The sequence below is a fragment of the Alkalihalophilus pseudofirmus genome (genome assembly GCF_029094545.1).
GTDB lineage: Bacteria > Bacillota > Bacilli > Bacillales > Bacillaceae_D > Alkalihalophilus > Alkalihalophilus pseudofirmus.
This window is the reverse complement of sequence record NZ_CP117835.1, coordinates 83,102-107,529: the sequence shown is the minus strand read 5'-3', so window position 1 is coordinate 107,529 and position 24,428 is coordinate 83,102. Positions and strand designations below refer to the sequence as shown.

Annotated in this window: 14 protein-coding genes, 9 tRNA genes and 5 rRNA genes; all 28 read right to left on the bottom strand. The window is 45.9% G+C overall.

The window, feature by feature from the left end:
- Positions 1–135 precede the first annotated feature (135 nt).
- The 28 genes from PQ478_RS00535 to hpt all read right to left on the bottom strand — a co-directional run bounded on the left by PQ478_RS00535 (position 136) and on the right by hpt (position 24,428).
- Positions 136–3,075 (bottom strand): 23S ribosomal RNA (locus PQ478_RS00535).
- Between the two features lie 363 nt (positions 3,076–3,438).
- Positions 3,439–4,990: ribosomal RNA gene (locus PQ478_RS00530) — 16S ribosomal RNA — on the bottom strand.
- A 163-nt stretch (positions 4,991–5,153) separates the two neighbouring features.
- Positions 5,154–5,229 (bottom strand) — tRNA-Ala (locus PQ478_RS00525).
- Positions 5,230–5,236: 7 nt separating this feature from the next.
- Positions 5,237–5,313: transfer RNA gene (locus tag PQ478_RS00520), tRNA-Pro, on the bottom strand.
- Between the two features lie 16 nt (positions 5,314–5,329).
- Positions 5,330–5,406, bottom strand: a tRNA-Arg gene (locus tag PQ478_RS00515).
- A gap of 4 nt (positions 5,407–5,410) precedes the next feature.
- A tRNA-Leu gene (locus PQ478_RS00510) sits at positions 5,411–5,499 on the bottom strand.
- Positions 5,500–5,539: 40 nt separating this feature from the next.
- A tRNA-Gly gene (locus tag PQ478_RS00505) sits at positions 5,540–5,614 on the bottom strand.
- Between the two features lie 8 nt (positions 5,615–5,622).
- Positions 5,623–5,704, bottom strand: a tRNA-Leu gene (locus PQ478_RS00500).
- Positions 5,705–5,713: 9 nt separating this feature from the next.
- Positions 5,714–5,789: transfer RNA gene (locus tag PQ478_RS00495), tRNA-Lys, on the bottom strand.
- Between the two features lie 12 nt (positions 5,790–5,801).
- Positions 5,802–5,874 (bottom strand) — tRNA-Thr (locus tag PQ478_RS00490).
- A 5-nt stretch (positions 5,875–5,879) separates the two neighbouring features.
- Positions 5,880–5,955: transfer RNA gene (locus PQ478_RS00485), tRNA-Val, on the bottom strand.
- 7 nt (positions 5,956–5,962) lie between these two features.
- Positions 5,963–6,078: ribosomal RNA gene (gene rrf, locus PQ478_RS00480) — 5S ribosomal RNA — on the bottom strand.
- Between the two features lie 78 nt (positions 6,079–6,156).
- A 23S ribosomal RNA gene (locus PQ478_RS00475) occupies positions 6,157–9,096 on the bottom strand.
- 242 nt (positions 9,097–9,338) lie between these two features.
- Positions 9,339–10,890 (bottom strand): 16S ribosomal RNA (locus PQ478_RS00470).
- Together the 16S, 23S and 5S rRNA genes with 9 tRNA genes alongside form the textbook arrangement of a ribosomal RNA operon.
- A gap of 374 nt (positions 10,891–11,264) precedes the next feature.
- Entirely contained in the window at positions 11,265–12,764 is a 1,500-nt protein-coding gene (lysS, locus tag PQ478_RS00465; RefSeq protein WP_289235537.1) for a lysine--tRNA ligase, read from the bottom strand.
- A gap of 241 nt (positions 12,765–13,005) precedes the next feature.
- On the bottom strand, positions 13,006–14,007 hold the full coding sequence (gene dusB, locus PQ478_RS00460) for a tRNA dihydrouridine synthase DusB (RefSeq protein ID WP_012957103.1): 1,002 nt from the start codon (positions 14,005–14,007) through the stop codon (positions 13,006–13,008).
- 27 nt (positions 14,008–14,034) lie between these two features.
- Positions 14,035–14,238 (bottom strand): helix-turn-helix domain-containing protein, encoded by a 204-nt coding sequence (locus PQ478_RS00455; protein ID WP_022627982.1) that lies wholly within the window; start codon positions 14,236–14,238, stop codon positions 14,035–14,037.
- Entirely contained in the window at positions 14,190–14,717 is a 528-nt protein-coding gene (folK, locus tag PQ478_RS00450) for a 2-amino-4-hydroxy-6-hydroxymethyldihydropteridine diphosphokinase (protein WP_075684049.1), read from the bottom strand. The genes PQ478_RS00455 and folK overlap by 49 nt, the downstream gene beginning before the upstream one ends.
- Positions 14,707–15,075 carry a dihydroneopterin aldolase gene (gene folB / locus PQ478_RS00445; protein ID WP_075684050.1) on the bottom strand — a complete coding sequence of 123 codons (369 nt, stop codon included), beginning with the start codon at positions 15,073–15,075 and terminating at the stop codon, positions 14,707–14,709. Before folB ends, folK begins: the two co-directional genes overlap by 11 nt.
- Before the next feature lie 2 nt (positions 15,076–15,077).
- Positions 15,078–15,839 (bottom strand): dihydropteroate synthase, encoded by a 762-nt coding sequence (gene folP, locus PQ478_RS00440; RefSeq protein WP_238457444.1) that lies wholly within the window; start codon positions 15,837–15,839, stop codon positions 15,078–15,080.
- Positions 15,840–15,872: 33 nt separating this feature from the next.
- Complete coding sequence (pabC, locus tag PQ478_RS00435) at positions 15,873–16,730, bottom strand: aminodeoxychorismate lyase (protein WP_289235536.1); 858 nt, start codon at positions 16,728–16,730, stop codon at positions 15,873–15,875.
- Positions 16,727–17,311, bottom strand: a complete 585-nt coding sequence (gene pabA, locus PQ478_RS00430) for an aminodeoxychorismate/anthranilate synthase component II (protein ID WP_289235535.1) — start codon at positions 17,309–17,311, stop codon at positions 16,727–16,729. The genes pabC and pabA overlap by 4 nt, the downstream gene beginning before the upstream one ends.
- A gap of 22 nt (positions 17,312–17,333) precedes the next feature.
- Positions 17,334–18,800 carry an aminodeoxychorismate synthase, component I gene (gene pabB / locus PQ478_RS00425; RefSeq protein ID WP_435521064.1) on the bottom strand — a complete coding sequence of 489 codons (1,467 nt, stop codon included), beginning with the start codon at positions 18,798–18,800 and terminating at the stop codon, positions 17,334–17,336.
- 138 nt (positions 18,801–18,938) lie between these two features.
- Positions 18,939–19,862, bottom strand: coding sequence for a cysteine synthase A (gene cysK, locus PQ478_RS00420; RefSeq protein ID WP_289235534.1), 924 nt, complete (start codon positions 19,860–19,862; stop codon positions 18,939–18,941).
- Positions 19,863–19,963: 101 nt separating this feature from the next.
- Positions 19,964–20,842 carry an Hsp33 family molecular chaperone HslO gene (hslO, locus tag PQ478_RS00415; protein WP_289235533.1) on the bottom strand — a complete coding sequence of 293 codons (879 nt, stop codon included), beginning with the start codon at positions 20,840–20,842 and terminating at the stop codon, positions 19,964–19,966.
- Positions 20,843–20,858: 16 nt separating this feature from the next.
- Positions 20,859–21,644: a type III pantothenate kinase gene (locus PQ478_RS00410; RefSeq protein WP_012957093.1), complete on the bottom strand. Its 786-nt coding sequence runs from the start codon at positions 21,642–21,644 to the stop codon at positions 20,859–20,861.
- Positions 21,645–21,779: 135 nt separating this feature from the next.
- Positions 21,780–23,819, bottom strand: a complete 2,040-nt coding sequence (gene ftsH / locus PQ478_RS00405) for an ATP-dependent zinc metalloprotease FtsH (protein WP_289235532.1) — start codon at positions 23,817–23,819, stop codon at positions 21,780–21,782.
- 69 nt (positions 23,820–23,888) lie between these two features.
- On the bottom strand, positions 23,889–24,428 hold the full coding sequence (gene hpt / locus PQ478_RS00400; protein WP_012957091.1) for a hypoxanthine phosphoribosyltransferase: 540 nt from the start codon (positions 24,426–24,428) through the stop codon (positions 23,889–23,891).

Here is a 24,428-nt window from a genome sequence, read left to right as displayed (position 1 = left end):
TTCATGTCCTCACGTATGCTTGATACGCTCCGGGCATTCACTTCGTCGCTTCCTCGAACTGTTCGATCCTCTTTGTAAATGTTTGAGATGGTTCTCTCAAAACTAGATAATGTGTAAACATATGTCAAGAATAATTTGGATAAGTCCTCGACCGATTAGTATCTGTCAGCTCCACATGTCGCCATGCTTCCACACCAGACCTATCAACCTCATCATCTCTAAGGGGTCTTACTGGATTAACTCCATGGGAAATCTCATCTTGAGGGGGGCTTCATGCTTAGATGCTTTCAGCACTTATCCCGTCCACACGTAGCTACCCAGCGATGCTCCTGGCGGAACAACTGGTACACCAGCGGTGTGTCCATCCCGGTCCTCTCGTACTAAGGACAGCTCCTCTCAAATTTCCTACGCCCGCGACGGATAGGGACCGAACTGTCTCACGACGTTCTGAACCCAGCTCGCGTACCGCTTTAATGGGCGAACAGCCCAACCCTTGGGACCTACTTCAGCCCCAGGATGCGATGAGCCGACATCGAGGTGCCAAACCTCCCCGTCGATGTGGACTCTTGGGGGAGATAAGCCTGTTATCCCCAGGGTAGCTTTTATCCGTTGAGCGATGGCCCTTCCATGCGGAACCACCGGATCACTAAGCCCGACTTTCGTCCCTGCTCGACTTGTAGGTCTCGCAGTCAAGCTCCCTTTTGCCTTTGCACTCTACGAATGATTTCCAACCATTCTGAGGGAACCTTTGGGCGCCTCCGTTACTGTTTAGGAGGCGACCGCCCCAGTCAAACTGCCCACCTGACACTGTCCCTGAACCGGATCACGGCTCGAGGTTAGAATGTCAGCACAGTCAGGGTAGTATCCCACCGACGCCTCCATCGAAGCTGGCGCTCCGACTTCCAAGGCTCCTACCTATCCTGTACAAACTGTACCAACATCCAATATCAAGCTACAGTAAAGCTCCATGGGGTCTTTCCGTCCTGTCGCGGGTAACCTGCATCTTCACAGGTACTATAATTTCACCGGGTCTCTCGTTGAGACAGTATCCAAGTCGTTACACCATTCGTGCGGGTCGGAACTTACCCGACAAGGAATTTCGCTACCTTAGGACCGTTATAGTTACGGCCGCCGTTTACTGGGGCTTCAATTCAGAGCTTCTCCCGTAAGGGATAACCCCTCCTCTTAACCTTCCAGCACCGGGCAGGTGTCAGCCCCTATACTTCGCCTTGCGGCTTCGCAGAGACCTGTGTTTTTGCTAAACAGTCGCTTGGATCTTTTCACTGCGGCTCTCTCGGGCATACACCCTACCAGAGCACCCCTTCTCCCGAAGTTACGGGGTCATTTTGCCGAGTTCCTTAACGAGAGTTCTCCCGAGCGTCTTAGAATTCTCTTCTCGCCTACCTGTGTCGGTTTGCGGTACGGGCACCTCTCACCTCGCTAGAGGCTTTTCTTGGCAGTGGAGGATCAGGAACTTCGGTACTAAATTTCCCTCGCCATCACAACTCAGCCTTCACGAGAAGCGGATTTGCCTACTTCTCAGCCTAATTGCTTGGACGCACATATCCATCAGTGCGCTTACCCTACCTTACTGCGTCCCCCCATTACTCAAACGGTGAGGAGGTGGTACAGGAATTTCAACCTGTTGTCCATCGCCTACGCTTTTCAGCCTCGGCTTAGGTCCCGACTTACCCTGAGCGGACGAGCCTTCCTCAGGAAACCTTGGGCTTTCGACGGAGGGGATTCTCACCCCTCTTTTCGCTACTCATACCGGCATTCTCACTTCTAAGCGCTCCACCAGTCCTCACGATCTGACTTCGCTGCACTTAGAACGCTCCCCTACCACTGACACCTAAGGTGTCAATCCATAGCTTCGGTGATACGTTTAGCCCCGGTACATTTTCGGCGCAGAGTCACTCGACCAGTGAGCTATTACGCACTCTTTAAATGGTGGCTGCTTCTAAGCCAACATCCTGGTTGTCTGGGCAACTCCACATCCTTTTCCACTTAACGTATACTTTGGGACCTTAGCTGATGGTCTGGGCTGTTTCCCTCTTGACTACGGATCTTAGCACTCGCAGTCTGACTCCCGAGTAAAAGTTTTTGGCATTCGGAGTTTGACTGAATTCGGTAATCCTGTGGGGACCCCTAGTCCAATCAGTGCTCTACCTCCAAAACTCTCAACCTCGAGGCTAGCCCTAAAGCTATTTCGGGGAGAACCAGCTATTTCCGAGTTCGATTGGCATTTCACCCCTACCCACACCTCATCCCCGCATTTTTCAACATGCGTGGGTTCGGGCCTCCATTCAGTGTTACCTGAACTTCACCCTGGACATGGGTAGATCACACGGTTTCGGGTCTACGACGGCGTACTCATTCGCCCTATTCAGACTCGCTTTCGCTACGGCTCCGCCTTATCAGCTTAACCTTGCACGACATCGTAACTCGCCGGTTCATTCTACAAAAGGCACGCTGTCACCCATTAACGGGCTCCAACTAGTTGTAGGCACACGGTTTCAGGATCTGTTTCACTCCCCTTCCGGGGTGCTTTTCACCTTTCCCTCACGGTACTGGTTCACTATCGGTCACTAGGGAGTATTTAGCCTTGGGAGATGGTCCTCCCGGATTCCGACGGGGTTTCACGTGTCCCGCCGTACTCAGGATCCACTCAGGAGGAAATAGAATTTCGACTACAGGGCTGTTACCTTGTGTCGCGGACCTTTCCAGATCGCTTCGCCTATCCTATTTCTTTGTAACTCCGTATAGAGTGTCCTACAACCCCAAGAGGCAAGCCTCTTGGTTTGGGCTGATACCGTTTCGCTCGCCGCTACTCAGGTAATCGCATTTGCTTTCTCTTCCTCTGGGTACTTAGATGTTTCAGTTCCCCAGGTCTGCCTCCTCATACCCTATGTATTCAGGTATGGGTACTATTCCATTACGAATAGTGGGTTCCCCCATTCGGATATCCTCGGATCAAAGCTCACTTACAGCTCCCCGAGGCGTTTCGCCGTTCGTCGCGTCCTTCTTCGGCTCCTAGTGCCAAGGCATTCACCGTGCGCCCTTTCTAACTTAACCAAAATTTAAAAAAGGTTGTTGAATTCTTGACATGCTCGTTCAATCTTCTCTATTAAAAGATACCGATGAACAAATATGTTTACATGGACTTCAGATAAACTTCGAATCTCTTCGTCTACTTCACAATTCGTGTTCTCACGTACCGATGTACGATCCGAGCACTCATTTGATCGTATCCTCGATCTTCTCGTTTCTCTTTGTCCGTTTTCATTATCTAGTTTTCAAAGAACCAAGTACTAACCCTTACTCAACTTGGTGAGAATTAGTATCTAATTGAAGGATAGTTCCTTCAAAACTGAACAAAAGATCCAAAGCGTATATGATCGTAAGATCATACATCGACTAGAGTTAAATACTCCATAGAAAGGAGGTGATCCAGCCGCACCTTCCGATACGGCTACCTTGTTACGACTTCACCCCAATCATCTGTCCCACCTTAGGCGGCTGGCTCCAAAAGGTTACCTCACCGACTTCGGGTGTTACAAACTCTCGTGGTGTGACGGGCGGTGTGTACAAGGCCCGGGAACGTATTCACCGCGGCATGCTGATCCGCGATTACTAGCAATTCCGGCTTCATGTAGGCGAGTTGCAGCCTACAATCCGAACTGAGAATGGCTTTATGGGATTCGCTCAACCTCGCGGTTTTGCAGCCCTTTGTACCATCCATTGTAGCACGTGTGTAGCCCAGGTCATAAGGGGCATGATGATTTGACGTCATCCCCACCTTCCTCCGGTTTGTCACCGGCAGTCACCTTAGAGTGCCCAACTGAATGCTGGCAACTAAGATCAAGGGTTGCGCTCGTTGCGGGACTTAACCCAACATCTCACGACACGAGCTGACGACAACCATGCACCACCTGTCACTTTGTCCCCCGAAGGGGAAAGCTCTATCTCTAGAGTGGTCAAAGGATGTCAAGACCTGGTAAGGTTCTTCGCGTTGCTTCGAATTAAACCACATGCTCCACTGCTTGTGCGGGCCCCCGTCAATTCCTTTGAGTTTCAACCTTGCGGTCGTACTCCCCAGGCGGAGTGCTTAATGTGTTAACTTCGGCACTAAGGGCATCGAAACCCCTAACACCTAGCACTCATCGTTTACGGCGTGGACTACCAGGGTATCTAATCCTGTTTGCTCCCCACGCTTTCGCGCCTCAGCGTCAGTTACAGACCAGAGAGTCGCCTTCGCCACTGGTGTTCCTCCACATATCTACGCATTTCACCGCTACACGTGGAATTCCACTCTCCTCTTCTGTACTCAAGTCTCCCAGTTTCCAATGACCCTCCACGGTTGAGCCGTGGGCTTTCACATCAGACTTAAGAGACCGCCTGCGCGCGCTTTACGCCCAATAATTCCGGACAACGCTTGCCACCTACGTATTACCGCGGCTGCTGGCACGTAGTTAGCCGTGGCTTTCTGGTTAGGTACCGTCAAGGTGCCGCCTTATTCAAACGGCACTTGTTCTTCCCTAACAACAGAGCTTTACGATCCGAAAACCTTCATCACTCACGCGGCGTTGCTCCGTCAGACTTTCGTCCATTGCGGAAGATTCCCTACTGCTGCCTCCCGTAGGAGTCTGGGCCGTGTCTCAGTCCCAGTGTGGCCGATCACCCTCTCAGGTCGGCTACGCATCGTCGCCTTGGTAAGCCGTTACCTTACCAACTAGCTAATGCGCCGCGGGCCCATCTGTAAGTGATAGCCAGAGGCCATCTTTTACCGCTCCACCATGAGGTGGAACGGGTTATCCGGTATTAGCCCCGGTTTCCCGGAGTTATCCCAGTCTTACAGGCAGGTTGCCCACGTGTTACTCACCCGTCCGCCGCTAACATCAGGGAGCAAGCTCCCATCAGTCCGCTCGACTTGCATGTATTAGGCACGCCGCCAGCGTTCGTCCTGAGCCAGGATCAAACTCTCCATAAAAGTGTTTGATTAAGCTCAAAAATAATTCATTGACGAGATATCATGTATCTCTATTTCGCTTGGCTTTTGTTCAGTTTTCAAAGAACTTGTCCGCCGCTCATTGGCGACTTTACTATCTTAACACCCTGATTATAGAGAGTCAAGAAGTTTTTTAAAAAATTATTGGTGGAGCCTAGCGGGATCGAACCGCTGACCTCCTGCGTGCAAGGCAGGCGCTCTCCCAGCTGAGCTAAGGCCCCAATATAATGGTCGGGAAGACAGGATTTGAACCTGCGACCCCCTGGTCCCAAACCAGGTGCTCTACCAAGCTGAGCCACTTCCCGTTATATTAAGATAAGATGGTGCGCCCTGAGAGATTCGAACTCCCGACCTTTTGATTCGTAGTCAAACACTCTATCCAGCTGAGCTAAGGGCGCAATATGGTGCCGAGGGCCGGACTTGAACCGGCACGGTAGTCACCTACCGCAGGATTTTAAGTCCTGTGTGTCTGCCAATTCCACCACCCCGGCAGGACTTACTGCTAAATAACAATATACAATTGAAAGTATATGGAGCGGAAGACGAGATTCGAACTCGCGACCCCCACCTTGGCAAGGTGGTGTTCTACCACTGAACTACTTCCGCGAATAAAATGCGGGTGAAGGGAGTCGAACCCCCACGTCATAAGACACTAGATCCTAAGTCTAGCGCGTCTGCCAATTCCGCCACACCCGCATATTAAAATGGTGAGCCATGAAGGACTCGAACCTTCGACCCTCTGATTAAAAGTCAGATGCTCTACCAACTGAGCTAATGGCTCTTCTTAAAAGAGTGCCGGCCAGAGGACTTGAACCCCCAACCTACTGATTACAAGTCAGTTGCTCTACCAATTGAGCTAGACCGGCATATATGGTGGAGGATGACGGGTTCGAACCGCCGACCCCCTGCTTGTAAGGCAGGTGCTCTCCCAGCTGAGCTAATCCTCCGATTTATGCCTGGCAACGTCCTACTCTCACAGGGGGAAGCCCCCAACTACCATCGGCGCAAAAGAGCTTAACGACCGTGTTCGGCATGGGAACGGGTGTGACCTCTTTGCTATCGCCACCAGACTATGATTCACTTTACAGTGAATGTTTGAGATGGTTCTCTCAAAACTAGATAATGTGTAAACATATGTCAAGAATAATTTGGATAAGTCCTCGACCGATTAGTATCTGTCAGCTCCACATGTCGCCATGCTTCCACACCAGACCTATCAACCTCATCATCTCTAAGGGGTCTTACTGGATTAACTCCATGGGAAATCTCATCTTGAGGGGGGCTTCATGCTTAGATGCTTTCAGCACTTATCCCGTCCACACGTAGCTACCCAGCGATGCTCCTGGCGGAACAACTGGTACACCAGCGGTGTGTCCATCCCGGTCCTCTCGTACTAAGGACAGCTCCTCTCAAATTTCCTACGCCCGCGACGGATAGGGACCGAACTGTCTCACGACGTTCTGAACCCAGCTCGCGTACCGCTTTAATGGGCGAACAGCCCAACCCTTGGGACCTACTTCAGCCCCAGGATGCGATGAGCCGACATCGAGGTGCCAAACCTCCCCGTCGATGTGGACTCTTGGGGGAGATAAGCCTGTTATCCCCAGGGTAGCTTTTATCCGTTGAGCGATGGCCCTTCCATGCGGAACCACCGGATCACTAAGCCCGACTTTCGTCCCTGCTCGACTTGTAGGTCTCGCAGTCAAGCTCCCTTTTGCCTTTGCACTCTACGAATGATTTCCAACCATTCTGAGGGAACCTTTGGGCGCCTCCGTTACTGTTTAGGAGGCGACCGCCCCAGTCAAACTGCCCACCTGACACTGTCCCTGAACCGGATCACGGCTCGAGGTTAGAATGTCAGCACAGTCAGGGTAGTATCCCACCGACGCCTCCATCGAAGCTGGCGCTCCGACTTCCAAGGCTCCTACCTATCCTGTACAAACTGTACCAACATCCAATATCAAGCTACAGTAAAGCTCCATGGGGTCTTTCCGTCCTGTCGCGGGTAACCTGCATCTTCACAGGTACTATAATTTCACCGGGTCTCTCGTTGAGACAGTATCCAAGTCGTTACACCATTCGTGCGGGTCGGAACTTACCCGACAAGGAATTTCGCTACCTTAGGACCGTTATAGTTACGGCCGCCGTTTACTGGGGCTTCAATTCAGAGCTTCTCCCGTAAGGGATAACCCCTCCTCTTAACCTTCCAGCACCGGGCAGGTGTCAGCCCCTATACTTCGCCTTGCGGCTTCGCAGAGACCTGTGTTTTTGCTAAACAGTCGCTTGGATCTTTTCACTGCGGCTCTCTCGGGCATACACCCTACCAGAGCACCCCTTCTCCCGAAGTTACGGGGTCATTTTGCCGAGTTCCTTAACGAGAGTTCTCCCGAGCGTCTTAGAATTCTCTTCTCGCCTACCTGTGTCGGTTTGCGGTACGGGCACCTCTCACCTCGCTAGAGGCTTTTCTTGGCAGTGGAGGATCAGGAACTTCGGTACTAAATTTCCCTCGCCATCACAACTCAGCCTTCACGAGAAGCGGATTTGCCTACTTCTCAGCCTAATTGCTTGGACGCACATATCCATCAGTGCGCTTACCCTACCTTACTGCGTCCCCCCATTACTCAAACGGTGAGGAGGTGGTACAGGAATTTCAACCTGTTGTCCATCGCCTACGCTTTTCAGCCTCGGCTTAGGTCCCGACTTACCCTGAGCGGACGAGCCTTCCTCAGGAAACCTTGGGCTTTCGACGGAGGGGATTCTCACCCCTCTTTTCGCTACTCATACCGGCATTCTCACTTCTAAGCGCTCCACCAGTCCTCACGATCTGACTTCGCTGCACTTAGAACGCTCCCCTACCACTGACACCTAAGGTGTCAATCCATAGCTTCGGTGATACGTTTAGCCCCGGTACATTTTCGGCGCAGAGTCACTCGACCAGTGAGCTATTACGCACTCTTTAAATGGTGGCTGCTTCTAAGCCAACATCCTGGTTGTCTGGGCAACTCCACATCCTTTTCCACTTAACGTATACTTTGGGACCTTAGCTGATGGTCTGGGCTGTTTCCCTCTTGACTACGGATCTTAGCACTCGCAGTCTGACTCCCGAGTAAAAGTTTTTGGCATTCGGAGTTTGACTGAATTCGGTAATCCTGTGGGGACCCCTAGTCCAATCAGTGCTCTACCTCCAAAACTCTCAACCTCGAGGCTAGCCCTAAAGCTATTTCGGGGAGAACCAGCTATTTCCGAGTTCGATTGGCATTTCACCCCTACCCACACCTCATCCCCGCATTTTTCAACATGCGTGGGTTCGGGCCTCCATTCAGTGTTACCTGAACTTCACCCTGGACATGGGTAGATCACACGGTTTCGGGTCTACGACGGCGTACTCATTCGCCCTATTCAGACTCGCTTTCGCTACGGCTCCGCCTTATCAGCTTAACCTTGCACGACATCGTAACTCGCCGGTTCATTCTACAAAAGGCACGCTGTCACCCATTAACGGGCTCCAACTAGTTGTAGGCACACGGTTTCAGGATCTGTTTCACTCCCCTTCCGGGGTGCTTTTCACCTTTCCCTCACGGTACTGGTTCACTATCGGTCACTAGGGAGTATTTAGCCTTGGGAGATGGTCCTCCCGGATTCCGACGGGGTTTCACGTGTCCCGCCGTACTCAGGATCCACTCAGGAGGAAATAGAATTTCGACTACAGGGCTGTTACCTTGTGTCGCGGACCTTTCCAGATCGCTTCGCCTATCCTATTTCTTTGTAACTCCGTATAGAGTGTCCTACAACCCCAAGAGGCAAGCCTCTTGGTTTGGGCTGATACCGTTTCGCTCGCCGCTACTCAGGTAATCGCATTTGCTTTCTCTTCCTCTGGGTACTTAGATGTTTCAGTTCCCCAGGTCTGCCTCCTCATACCCTATGTATTCAGGTATGGGTACTATTCCATTACGAATAGTGGGTTCCCCCATTCGGATATCCTCGGATCAAAGCTCACTTACAGCTCCCCGAGGCGTTTCGCCGTTCGTCGCGTCCTTCTTCGGCTCCTAGTGCCAAGGCATTCACCGTGCGCCCTTTCTAACTTAACCAAAATTTAAAAAAGGTTGTTGAATTCTTGACATGCTCGTTCAATCTTCTCTATTAAAAGATACCGATGAACAAATATGTTTACATTTCATTATCTAGTTTTCAAAGAACCAAGTACTAACCCTTACTCAACTTGGTGAGAATTAGTATCTAATTGAAGGATAGTTCCTTCAAAACTGAACAAAAGATCCAAAGCGTATATGATCGTAAGATCATACATCGACTAGAGTTAAATACTCCATAGAAAGGAGGTGATCCAGCCGCACCTTCCGATACGGCTACCTTGTTACGACTTCACCCCAATCATCTGTCCCACCTTAGGCGGCTGGCTCCAAAAGGTTACCTCACCGACTTCGGGTGTTACAAACTCTCGTGGTGTGACGGGCGGTGTGTACAAGGCCCGGGAACGTATTCACCGCGGCATGCTGATCCGCGATTACTAGCAATTCCGGCTTCATGTAGGCGAGTTGCAGCCTACAATCCGAACTGAGAATGGCTTTATGGGATTCGCTCAACCTCGCGGTTTTGCAGCCCTTTGTACCATCCATTGTAGCACGTGTGTAGCCCAGGTCATAAGGGGCATGATGATTTGACGTCATCCCCACCTTCCTCCGGTTTGTCACCGGCAGTCACCTTAGAGTGCCCAACTGAATGCTGGCAACTAAGATCAAGGGTTGCGCTCGTTGCGGGACTTAACCCAACATCTCACGACACGAGCTGACGACAACCATGCACCACCTGTCACTTTGTCCCCCGAAGGGGAAAGCTCTATCTCTAGAGTGGTCAAAGGATGTCAAGACCTGGTAAGGTTCTTCGCGTTGCTTCGAATTAAACCACATGCTCCACTGCTTGTGCGGGCCCCCGTCAATTCCTTTGAGTTTCAACCTTGCGGTCGTACTCCCCAGGCGGAGTGCTTAATGTGTTAACTTCGGCACTAAGGGCATCGAAACCCCTAACACCTAGCACTCATCGTTTACGGCGTGGACTACCAGGGTATCTAATCCTGTTTGCTCCCCACGCTTTCGCGCCTCAGCGTCAGTTACAGACCAGAGAGTCGCCTTCGCCACTGGTGTTCCTCCACATATCTACGCATTTCACCGCTACACGTGGAATTCCACTCTCCTCTTCTGTACTCAAGTCTCCCAGTTTCCAATGACCCTCCACGGTTGAGCCGTGGGCTTTCACATCAGACTTAAGAGACCGCCTGCGCGCGCTTTACGCCCAATAATTCCGGACAACGCTTGCCACCTACGTATTACCGCGGCTGCTGGCACGTAGTTAGCCGTGGCTTTCTGGTTAGGTACCGTCAAGGTGCCGCCTTATTCAAACGGCACTTGTTCTTCCCTAACAACAGAGCTTTACGATCCGAAAACCTTCATCACTCACGCGGCGTTGCTCCGTCAGACTTTCGTCCATTGCGGAAGATTCCCTACTGCTGCCTCCCGTAGGAGTCTGGGCCGTGTCTCAGTCCCAGTGTGGCCGATCACCCTCTCAGGTCGGCTACGCATCGTCGCCTTGGTAAGCCGTTACCTTACCAACTAGCTAATGCGCCGCGGGCCCATCTGTAAGTGATAGCCAGAGGCCATCTTTTACCGCTCCACCATGAGGTGGAACGGGTTATCCGGTATTAGCCCCGGTTTCCCGGAGTTATCCCAGTCTTACAGGCAGGTTGCCCACGTGTTACTCACCCGTCCGCCGCTAACATCAGGGAGCAAGCTCCCATCAGTCCGCTCGACTTGCATGTATTAGGCACGCCGCCAGCGTTCGTCCTGAGCCAGGATCAAACTCTCCATAAAAGTGTTTGATTAAGCTCAAAAATAATTCATTGACGAGATATCATGTATCTCTATTTCGCTTGGCTTTTGTTCAGTTTTCAAAGAACTTGTCCGCCGCTCATTGGCGACTTTACTATCTTAACACTTTCAATCGCCAGCGTCAAGATCTTTTTTAGAAGTTTTTTCAATCGCTGTTGTTTGTTTCGTTGTTGTCTCAGCGACAAGTAATAATATATCACCCTGGATAAAAAGTTGCAACTGTTTTTATAAACTTTTTTAAAAGTTTTTTTGAAAGCTAAGATTTCCTCCATTATAACGGCCTTACCCGTTAAACGACAGACTAAACCAATAAAAAGAGAAAAAGTCCAGGTCATAATGACCTGGACTTTTTACGTTTATTCACTATGTTCACGATTTCTCATTTGCGGGAATAGCAGCACGTCACGAATAGACGGCGAATTAGTTAGTAACATTACTAAACGGTCAATACCGATCCCTAGTCCACCAGTAGGAGGCATTCCATATTCAAGAGACTCTACAAAGTCCTCATCCATCATATGAGCTTCATCATCGCCTTGTTCGCGCTCAACCAGCTGCTGCTCAAAGCGCTGGCGCTGATCAATAGGGTCATTTAACTCAGAGAAGGCATTCGCGTGCTCACGTCCGACAATAAACAACTCAAAACGATCTGTGAAACGCTCGTCTTCAGGATTTTTCTTAGCTAGAGGAGAGATGGCTGTTGGGTGGCCGTATATAAATGTAGGCTGAATAAGCGACTCTTCAACAAAGTGTTCAAAGAACTCATTAACAACGTGGCCGTATGTCATTGTTTCTTTTACCGGTACCTTGTGTTCTTTTGCAAGAGCACGAGCTTCCTCATCAGTCATTTCAGGCCAGAAATCAACGCCGCTCTTTTCTTTAATAGCATCCACCATATGCACACGAGTCCACTTAGGCTCTAGGTCTACTTCATACTCACCGTATGTGACCTTCGTTGTCCCTAATACTTCCCTAGCAATATGGGCGACAAGTTCTTCTGTGAGCTCCATAATGTCTTGATAGTCTGCATAAGCTTCATATAACTCAATCATTGTAAACTCTGGGTTATGTCTAGTAGATACCCCTTCATTACGGAATACACGGCCGATCTCATATACTTTCTCCATGCCGCCTACAATAAGACGCTTCAGGTGAAGCTCAATAGCAATACGCATATATAAAGTCATGTCTAACGCATTGTGATGCGTGACAAAAGGACGCGCAGATGCTCCCCCTGCAATAGAGTGCATAGTAGGAGTTTCAACTTCTAGGAATCCACGATTATCTAGGTAACGACGCATAGATTGCAATATTTTACTACGTAATACAAACGTGTCACGTACTTCCGGGTTCATAATTAAGTCTACATAACGTTGACGGTAACGCTGCTCAATGTCTTTTAAGCCGTGAAATTTGTCTGGAAGCGGGCGTAATGACTTAGAGAGAATTTGAAAATTAGTTACTTTAACCGACAACTCTCCTACTTTTGTTTTGAAAGCCGTACCTGTTACACCTACAATATCTCCAATATCAATAGAAGTGAAAAGATCATACTGCTCTTCACCCACAGCATCCTTACGAACATAAATTTGAACTTGACCAGATAAGTCTTGGATGTGGGCAAAACCAGCTTTCCCTTTTCCACGCTTAGTCATAATACGTCCAGCTAGCGTTACTTCATGACCTTGCTCTTCTAATTCTTCTTTAGATAACTCTGCAAATGTACTCTCCATTGTTTTGGCTGTATGGGTTCTCTCAAAGCGGCCGCCGAACGGGTTTGCTCCTTGTGCTTCTAATTGAGAAAGCTTGTCTCTTCGTACGGCAAGTAAATCATTTAATTCGACCTCTTGGCTCATTACTTTTTCATCTCCTCTATTTTATGAGTCCATATTGTGAACTCATTATAATCAAATCTTTTTTGTTCTATAACCAGATTACACTTATCCTTTAAGTCAACCAATCGAACTTAATGATTTGCTACTCGAGATTAACTTATCAGTTATCATTATACAGGTTTTTTTGACATAGAAAAACTGCCAGGGGTTAGCTGGCAGTTTCATAAACTCAAACGCATTATAGTTAATTATTCACTTAAAGTCAAACGACAATTGACTCATTAGCCATTTCCTCTTCTAGCTGGTCAATATAATCATACAATGTTTTCGCTACATCATCTCTTGATTCGAACATGTTAATTTGATCTCTAATACGGCCGCCGCCGCGCAACCCTTTCAAATACCATGCTGCGTGCTTTCTCATTTCCCGCACAGCAACAGATTCACCTCTTAGAGCAATTAAGCGATCTAAGTGAATCATGCACACGTCGATCTTCTCACGCGGAGTAGGATCAGGCATTAGCTCCCCATTTTCAAGATACTTCACTGTACGATAAAGCATCCATGGGTTTCCTAGTGCAGCACGACCTATCATAACACCATCTACCCCTATTTCATCTATCATACGACGAGCATCTTGTGGAGACTGCACATCGCCATTTCCGATTACAGGAATATTTACAGCATCTTTTACTTCTTTAATGATGTTCCAATCTGCATGCCCTTCATACATCTGGACACGAGTACGACCATGAACAGCGACCGCACTTCCCCCTGCACGTTCAACTGCACGCGCGTTTTCAACTGCAAAGATATGATCCTCATCCCAGCCGATACGCATCTTAACTGTTACCGGTTTATCAACGGCATCTACTGTCGCTGCAACCATTTCATAAATTTTATTCGGATCAAGCAGCCATCTCGCGCCTGCATCACATTTAGTGATTTTTGGGACAGGACAGCCCATGTTGATATCAATAATATCTGCATTTGTATTTTTATCAACAAACTTAGCTGCCTCAACAAGCGTTTCTTTTTCCCCGCCAAAAATTTGCAGGCTTAGAGGCTTTTCGCGATCATCTACATAAAGCATGCTTAGAGATCTCTCATTTTTGTGTAGAATCGCTTTATCACTCACCATCTCCGCACATACTAAGCCGGCACCAAATTCCTTAGCAATTAAACGGAAAGCCGGATTACAAACTCCCGCCATCGGTGCAAGGACAACTTGGTTCTTCATTTCAATATTACCGATCTTTAACACTTCAATTCACCTCTAGGTTTTGTCTGATCACCTTTGGATTAAATCTTGCTTCGTTATATTTAAAACCGATGTTACTTTCTCAAGCATTTTTTCATCAGGTTCTCTGCTGCCTCGCTCTACTTCACCTAAGACAGAAACAGATATCCCCATCTCTTTAGCAAATCGCTGCTGGGTAAAACCTTTTAGCTTTCGAAATGCTCTGATCCTTCTGCCCCAACTCTCGATTTCCATACGTTTACACCCTCTTTATCTGGCAACGCCTCGTATATATCTTTTATCGTTTGATTACGTGATTGAAAATAAAGTTCAGAGTTAAGTTCATATAATGGCACGATTACGAATGCACGTTCCCACATTCTAGGATGGGGTATGCATAGGTTCTCTACTTTCATATTTTGTTGATCGAAAAGGAGAATGTCAAGATCAATTGTTCTTGGTCCCCACCTGATATCGCGCTTGCGTCCGCATGTATCTTCTATTGATTGAGTCATCTCCAATAATTTCTCTGGACTTAAATTCGTCTTAGCTTGTATAACCATATTTAAAAATGACTGTTGATCGACATACCCTACAGGTTCCGTTTCATAGATAGAAGATCTTTTAACAACTTTAATATCCTCTTCTTTATCCAGCCGATCGATCGCTTCTTCAAGATAGGCAGCTCGGTCCCCAATATTTGAGCCGAGAGCAATATAGACATTATGCTTCATTTTTCCCCCTTGTGATTTCAACCGCAACAGATTTATAGTGACCAGGAATAGGCGGATCAGGCTTAATAAGCTTCACCGTGCACCTTTCTAGGCGTTGATATGAGCCAAGCAAGTCAGCCGCAATCTTCTCAGCAACCGTTTCTACCAGCTTATAGGGCTCTCCTTCAACAATTTCTTTTACCTTTTTATAAACCTCGCCGTAATTAATGGTTTCATTAATATTGTCAGATGCAGAAGCCTTCTTTAAATCCAGCTCTAGAGTTAAGTCTACATAAAAGCGCTGCCCTAGTTTATTTTCTTCTTTAAAGACCCCATGATAGCCGTAAAATTCTAATCCATCCATATAGATTTTATCCATTATCATTCGCCTCCCAGCATTGCATCCATCATCTTTGCCATTCTGCTCATTTCAAGAACATCGTGTACACGTACAATTTCACAGCCTTTAGCTATACCTAAGCATACCGTAGCGCCAGTTCCTTCAACACGTTCATCAACAGGGAGGTCTAATGTTTTTGCAATAAACCTTTTTCTAGAAGTGCCTAAAAGAACGGGGTACCCTAAAGCGGTAAATTCATCAAGCCTACGCATCACTTCAAGATTTTGCTCGTACGTTTTAGCAAAGCCGATGCCCGGATCTAAAATGATTTTCTCATCTTTAACGCCAGCTTGATGGCATAAAGCGATACTCTCTTCTATATCTTGTTTCATATCTAGAAGTAGATCTGTGTACTCTGTATTGTCACGATTGTGCATCAAAATAATTTCAACACCGGTGTCAGCTGCTACTTGAGCCATCAGTGGATCAGCCTTAGCTCCCCATACATCATTAATGATCGTTGCACCCGCCTTAATGGCTTCCCGAGCTACGTACGCTTTATACGTATCAATTGAGATCGGAACATCTGTCACTCCTCTTACGGCTTCAATAACCGGAATGACTCTCGCAAGCTCTTCATCCGCTTCGACTTTTTCAAAGCCAGGACGAGTTGATTCTCCGCCAATATCAATAATATCAGCACCTTGCTCAATCATTTCCAACGCTCTTCTTTTAGCTGCTTCGACATCGTTATATTTACCGCCATCAGAAAAGGAATCTGGGGTTGCATTCAAAATCCCCATAATTTTTGTACGTTTACCCACGGTGCACCCTCCTTATAACTCACTCTTGCTCCAAAGCTTTTTGCTGTATAGCTTGTACCTTTGTTGCAGCTCTCTCGTTATGGTTTGTTTTGAATCATACGTATGGCGGTCGATACTTGTAAGAGAGACAACTTCTTGTATAGAATTGGTCACAAACACTTCATCGGCCTCATAAAGCTCTTCTTTTGGAAACTTTCCTGCATTTACGATATACCCGCTGTCTTCAAATATCTTGATTACAAACTGCCTCGTTATACCATTCAGAATACCCGTTTCAATAGAGGGGGTATACACGATACCGTTCTTTACCCAGAATAAGTTCGAAACAATCCCCTCTGCTAGATAGCCATCTTCCGTTAAAAAAATGCCTTCAACTGAAGGATCTGATCCTATTTCACGTTTAGCCATTATATTATTCAAATAGTGATGTGACTTCAACCGCACCTTCGTTTCAGGTGTATTGCGTCTCGTCTTTAAAATAACACCTTGTTTTTCTCGGCCCATCTGTTCAGGGAGCGACTTGGTATACACTACGGTTACAGGTTCAGTGTATTGCCCCGTATAAAGCCCAAGTCCCTTATCGCCTGCAGAAACGTTCCACCTTACATACACATCTTGATCTTGATATTGATTGGCATTGATCAGCTGATCGATGACACGGCTCATATCTTGACGGTTCATCTCCCACTCTATGCCAAGCATATGTAATCCTTCTTGCAAACGGCGAAAATGGTCATCCAATAGAAAAGGATGACCATTATACACGCGAAATGTCTCAAACAACCCTAGTCCATACATGTAACCATGGTCAAAAACAGACACTTTCGCTTGTTCGCCTGAAACGAGTTCACCATCTACATACATCATCATTCTACTGGTTCCTTGCGATATGTCTTAACAAAGTTACGTAATAAAACTTTCCCTGCATCAGTCATAATCGACTCCGGATGGAATTGAACACCTTCAATCGCCAGCTCTTTATGACGAATCGCCATAATTTCTCCCGCTTCCGTTTCAGCTGTAACCTCAAAGCATTCAGGCAGCGTTTCTCTTTTTACAATTAACGAGTGGTAACGAGTAGCTGTTAGCGGCGTAGGAATATTTTTAAAGATTGTTTTCTCATTATGATGGACTAAAGAGGTTTTACCATGCATTAAGCGCTCTGCACGAATCACATCTCCACCAAACACTTGAGCAATCGATTGATGACCGAGACATACACCGAAGATAGGAATTTTACCAGCAAAGTAACGGATTGCCTCAAGGCTGATCCCCGCCTCATTAGGACTGCAAGGTCCAGGTGAAATCATTAAGTAATCAGGGTTAAGTTCTTCAATTTCTTCAATTGTAATCTGATCGTTACGCTTAACAATCAACTCTTCTCCCATCTCCCCTAAATACTGCACCAAGTTATACGTAAAAGAATCATAGTTATCAATCATAATAATCATAAATAGTTCCTCCTCAGCTCAACTAGCTATTTAATTTCGAACTCAACTCTTCTTCACTCAACTCAAGGGCATGCCACAATGCTCTTGCTTTCTTTAATGATTCCTTATACTCATGCTTAGGGTTTGAATCAATTACAATTCCTGCTCCCGCCTGCACATGAGCCTGCCCATCCTTACACACCATCGTCCGGATTGTAATATTCAACTCCATTTCATCGTTAAACCCAATCCAGCCGATCGACCCTGTGTAAATACCTCTTCTTACAGGCTCTAGCTCTTCGATAATTTCCATCGTCCGTACTTTTGGTGCACCCGTAATTGTTCCTCCAGGAAAAGTCGCTCGTATGACCTCATACAAATCGTATTGATCATTGAGCATCCCGCGCACATTAGAGACGATATGCATCACGTGTGAATACTTTTCAATCACCATTAACTCGTTTACTTCGACAGTGCCGTACTCACAAACACGCCCTAAATCATTTCTCTCTAAATCCACAAGCATCACATGTTCAGCTCGTTCTTTTTCATTTTCTATTAAAGTCGCAGCAAGCTCTCTGTCTTCTTCTTCATTTTTTCCACGTGAGCGCGTTCCTGCAATCGGACGCGTACTCACTTCCATTCCTTGCTTTTTTACGAGCAGTTCTGGTGAAGCACTAACAAATTGGACATCCGGCGTTTCGAAATAGCTCATGTATGGAGATGGATTCAATTTTCGCAGTGTCTCATACACATGCATCGGTTCGCACCTAAGCCCTTTAGACTGTCTCACCGAGAGATTCACCTGAAAAACATCTCCAGCTGCAATGTACTCTTTAATTTTTTCTACTGCAGCCCCAAACTCCTCTTCACTCATCGAAGCACCTGCATCAGGATTAGCTTCCCTAGCCTCATAACCCCAAGTTGTTTCAGCAGACGTCTTTGTCCATAATTCTTCGTAATGCTTTAATCTTTCCTCTAACTCACTTACATGATCTTGTTCTCCATGAACAATGGCCCACATCTGCTCTTCCTTATGCTCATAAATAAATACATCATGAAAAAGCATAAAGTAAAGATCAGGCAGACCTAGATCATCGTCTGATATATGAGGAAGCTTTTCGATTTCCCGGACAATATCATAGCTTAAGTAACCAATCGCCCCTCCTTGAAAAGAAGGTGTATCTGGCAATACAGCTGTCCGGTAAGGCGCCATAACCTCTTTTAATGAATCGAGAAGTTTCCCTTTTTTCGTCTCGATTTCGTTCCCCCGTTTAACAGTAAGAACCTCGCCCTTCCCTTCCACAATCGCAAACGGATCAAGTCCTATAATACTGTATTGACCGCCGCGCCCGCTTTCTAAAAGGACGTGATGGGGTTTTTCATTAGATAATTGTTTATATGCTTCAAACCATTTTTCTTTGCTTAATGAAAAAGAACTCGCCTTTGCGGTCCAATTCATCTTTTCTTTTGATAGGCCATTCCGTTCCAACGGCTTCACTCCGTTCATTTCATTTCTTTCTACTATCCATTCTACATGACAACGAAATAGAAGAAAAGAACAAGACCGAGTAAGAGAGCCGACTAATAATGGAAACGGCCTATAAGAAAAAACAGCCTCACCAAAAGGCGCGGCTGTTTGTCTTAATTAATCTTCGAATTGATAAAGTGGTGTACTTAAGTAGCGTTCACCATTTGAAGGAATAATCGCTACTACCTTTTTACCCGGTCCAAGCTTTTCAGCTAATTGAAGCGCAGAGTAAATGGCCGCCCCAGATGAAATGCCTCCAAGGATCCCTTCTTCTCTTGCTGCACGACGAGCATATTCAAATGCTTGCTCAGTTGATACTTGAATGACTTCATCATATACAGCGGTATCTAGAATATCAGGGACAAAGCCCGCACCAATTCCTTGAATCTTATGAGGTCCTGGGTTTCCACCTGATAAGATTGGCGAATCTTGAGGTTCTACTGCTGCAATATGCAGGTTTGGAAAATGTTCTTTCAAGAAACCGCCGGCACCTGTAATCGTACCGCCTGTTCCAATTCCAGAAACAAATCCATCTAGCTGCCCGTCTACTTGCTCTAGAAGCTCTTTTCCTGTCGTCTCACGATGGATTTTAGGGTTGGCATCATTTTCAAATTGCTGCGGCATGAAGTAGCCGTTTTCTTTTGCGAGCTCTGTCGCTTTACGGATCGCACCGCCCATCCCTTCTGGTCCTGGCGTTAGAACAAGCTCAGCTCCATAAGCGCGTAACAAGTTACGACGCTCCATACTCATTGTCTCAGGCATTACTAATTTTGTTTTATATCCTTTGGCAGCTGCGACCATTGCTAATCCAATTCCTGTGTTACCACTTGTCGGTTCAACAATTGTATCTCCAGGTTTTAATGTCCCATCTTTTTCTGCAGCTTCGATCATTGCTAATCCAATACGATCCTTTACACTGCTCCCTGGGTTCATAAATTCTAATTTCAAATACACCTCGGCGTGCTTATCAGTAACAAGACGATTTAATTTTACTAGCGGCGTGTTGCCAATTAACTCCGTAATCGATTGAACAACTTTCATGGATAGCGCCTCCTAATCCCAAGTAAATTCATAGGTTTTGTATAAATAATGTTAGCAGACGTTTTCAGATAAGTCAATCAATAAAAAGCCCAATTTCCAATTTATTTAGTTTCTGTTAGTAATTTCTCTAGCTCAGCGACATCAAACGCATAGACTTCATTACAGAAGTTACAGCGAGTTTCAGCTCCCCCGTCTTCGTCAATCATTTCTTGAATTTCTTCTGCACCAAGACTCGTAATAGCATTCGCTACACGTTCTTTAGAGCATGCACATGAGAAAGCAACCGGCATATTATCTAAAAACTTAACATTATCATCACCAAGCAGCGCTTTTAACATTTCTTCTGGCGGCATACCTGCTTCTACAAGCTTTGAAATAGGAGGAATCGAGTTTAGTCGTTTTTCGATTTCAGAAATGACTTCATCATCCGCACCTGGCATTAATTGAATAATAAATCCGCCCGCAGCCAAAATAGAGTTGTCTGGATTTACCAGAACCCCTACACCAACTGACGATGGAGTTTGTTCTGAAGAAGCGAAATAATACGTGAAATCTTCCCCAAGTTCTCCTGATACAATCGGAACACTCCCAGTAAAGTTATCTCTCATACCGATATCTTTTACAACTGATAAATAGCCATCCGTACCTACTGCACGAGCTACATCAAGTTTCCCGTGCTCGTTAAGGTCGAAATGTGTTTGAGGATTCGTTACATAACCGCGAGATTCTCCTTTTGTATTAGTATCTACAATAATAGCTCCAATCGGACCGCGGCCTTCAATCTTCACCGTTAATTTAGCATCACCTTTTAACATGGCTCCCATCATTGTGCTTGCCATCATCGCACGCCCTAAAGCAGCTGATGCAGTCGGCCATGTCCCTTGTCTTCTAACTGCCTCATTAATCATATCCGTCGCTACTAATGCATATGCACGAACTTTGCCTTCAAACCCTGTTGCTTTTACTAAATAATCACTCATTGTAATTCTCCTTTATTTAGAAATTGTTTTTATGTTGTTCTTTATTTTTCTCATAAATAATCCTTAAGCCTTTTAATGTCAGTAAGGGATCAACCACATCAATACTTTTAGCTTCTGTAGAGATAAGGCTCGCTAACCCTCCTGTCGCAATAACAGCAGGAGTTTCTTTTGATTGTTCCTTCATGCGGCCGACAATCCCATCAACTTGACCGACATAACCAAAAAATATCCCTGCTTGCATCGCGTGTACCGTATTTTTTCCCAGCACATCCACAGGCTTCGCTATTTCAATTCGCGGCAGTTTTGAAGCCTTTGTATATAGGGCTTCTGTTGAAATCGAGATGCCGGGTGCGATGGCCCCGCCCATATATTGTTTTTGCTCGTTTATATAGCAGTAAGTTGTAGCTGTGCCAAAATCCACAATCACAAGCGGCGAGCCGTATAACTCTATAGCGGCAACTGCATTGACAATTCGATCTGCCCCTACTTCGCGCGGGTTATCATATTTTATGTTCAACCCTGTCTTTATTCCAGGACCAATGATCATAGGATTTAATTTAAAATATCTCTTGCACATTTGCTCGAGTGTATACATGATAGGCGGGACGACTGAAGAGATAATAATTCCTTCAATCGATTCAAAGGGCAAGCCCTTGTCCTCAAATAATGCTTTAATGGTCATCGCATATTCGTCTTCGGATTTTTGCCTGCTCGTTGCTATACGCCAATGATAGATTAATTCATGTTTTCTATATACACCTAAGGCAATGTTTGAATTCCCTACATCTGCCACCAGAATCATCTGCCTCACCTCTTATCTCTGGTCAAACCTAGTACAGATTTGAATCTAATTTATATGTGGCCAAACAACTGAATTTAAGTTTAAACGAAAGAAAAGAGGATGTCGATTCCGACACCCTCCCTTTCATCAAAAAGATTAATCATTCTTTTTATTATCATCTTCAAACGAACGATTATCCTCCACCGATGGATCTTTTTCAATCGGCTCATCTGTGTTTGGTTCCTGCGGCTGTTCAGCCTCTACTTGCGGTGTTTCTTCTTTTTTAGAGTTGATGTTCACTTTCACATCTGACTCCGATGCTTTCTCTTTTTCAAGGTGAGCGTTTAAATGATGATCATCAGGAAGTTTTCCTTCATGCACCAATGATTTAATTTGCTCCGCATCTAACGTCTCCATATCAAGTAACGTTTTCGCTACAAGATCAAGACTGTCTTTATTTTCAAGAAGAATTTGTTTACAACGTGCGTAACATTCTTTAATAATACGTTGTACTTCTAAGTCAATCTCATGAGCAATCGCATCACTGTAGTTCTGCTCATTTTGAATATCGCGACCAAGGAATACTTGACCGCCAGACCCAGAAATAAACTGCATCGGACCGAGCTTTTCACTCATTCCGTATTCTGTAACCATTTTTCTAGCTATACCGGTAGCTCGTTGGAAATCATTATGAGCACCCGTACTTACTTCTCCAAAGGTTACTTCTTCCGCCACACGACCACCTAAGAGTCCGATAATCTTATCAAGAAGCTCTGGCTGTGTCATGAAATAACGGTCTTCTTTAGGAAGCATAACCGCATATCCTCCCGCCATACCACGAGGGACGATAGTTACTTTATGAACCATGTCAGCATTCTCGAGCTTCACACCTACAACGGTATGTCCAGCTTCATGCCATGCAACAATTTTCTTTTCTTTCGGTGAAATAACACGGCTCTTTTTAGCCGGCCCTGCAATTACCCGGTCAATCGCTTCTTCAATATGAATCATGCTGATCTTCGTGTGATCATGTCTTGCTGCCACTAACGCTGCTTCATTTAGCAGGTTTTCAAGATCAGCCCCTGAGAAGCCAGGTGTTCTTGTAGCAATGGTCTTTAAGTTTACATCATCATTTAAAGGTTTGTTTCTTGCGTGAACCTTTAATACTTCCTCACGTCCATTTACATCTGGACGGTTAACTTGAATTTGACGGTCAAAACGGCCTGGGCGAAGAAGGGCTGGATCTAGAATATCCGCACGGTTTGTAGCCGCAATAATGATAATTCCTTCGTTTGCGCTGAAGCCATCCATCTCAACAAGTAATTGGTTTAATGTTTGTTCACGCTCATCATGTCCGCCGCCAAGTCCAGCTCCACGCTGACGACCTACTGCATCAATCTCATCAATAAAGATGATACATGGGGCGTTTTTCTTCGCATTTTCAAATAAATCACGTACACGGGATGCACCGACACCGACAAACATCTCAACGAAGTCTGAACCACTAATTGAGAAGAACGGTACGCCAGCTTCACCAGCTACTGCACGAGCAAGTAATGTTTTACCTGTACCCGGAGGTCCTACTAAAAGCACCCCTTTTGGAATACGAGCGCCAATTGCAGAGAATTTACGAGGGTCTTTTAAGAACTCAACAACTTCTACAAGCTCTTGTTTCTCCTCATCTGCACCAGCAACATCTTTAAATTTCGCTTTTTTCTTATCTTCATTAACCATTTTCGCCTTACTTTTACCAAAGTTCATCACTCGGCTGCCGCCGCCTTGAGCTTGACTTAGTAAGAAGAAGAAGAGAATAAAGATAATGATAAACGGAATAATCCCTGTGAAAAATTGAACCCACCCGCTCGTCTCATCAGCCGGCTCAATTTCTAAATTAAATGGTGTTCCTGTTGGGTCTTCTGCATTAAATAAAAGTTCAGCAGTCTGCTCGCTGCGTAGAGCATACGTTTGGAAAAACTCATCTTCAGCTTGATCATTAAATTGACCGCGCACTAAGTACACTTGTCTCTCAGGTTTCACTGATAATTCTTGAACCTGACCATTCTCAAGCCTTTCAGCAAATTCATTAAACGATACGTTCTCTGTTTCTGTTTGATCAGAGTTGAATACACTCACAATCCCGACAATGACTAGGAAAATGAGTAAATAAAAAATCGTATTACGGAATATCCGATTCATCCTTGACCTCCTCCGACGGGCATTATAGCTTCGTTTATCGTATCATAAGTAATCTTTACCACTCAAATATTAACTCTCGTAGATCTCTGGCTTTAACACACCGATATACGGCAGGTTACGATAACGCTCAGCATAATCTAGCCCGTATCCAACAACAAATGCATCTGGCACTGTAAAACCAGCCATATCTGGAACAAGGTCAACCTTTCTTCCGTCCGGCTTATCAAGTAAAGTAACTACTTTCACTGACTTCGCTTTACGGTAGTGGAAAAGCTTAATCAAATAGCTTAACGTTAAGCCGCTATCAATAATGTCTTCAAGAATTAATACATCACGGCCTTCAACAGATGTATCTAAGTCTTTTAGAATCTTCACTTCACCTGAAGAAACCATACCAGCACCGTAGCTTGAAACATCCATAAAGTCCATTTCAAGATGTGTGTCTATACGCTTTGTTAAATCACCCATAAACGGCATTGCGCCTTTTAAAACTCCTACTACTAAAGGAAAACGACCATCATATTCTTCTGTAATCGCCTTTCCTAACTCTTTCACTTTTTCTTGAATTTCTTCTTCTGAGATTAATACTTCTTTAATTTCGTCCCTCAT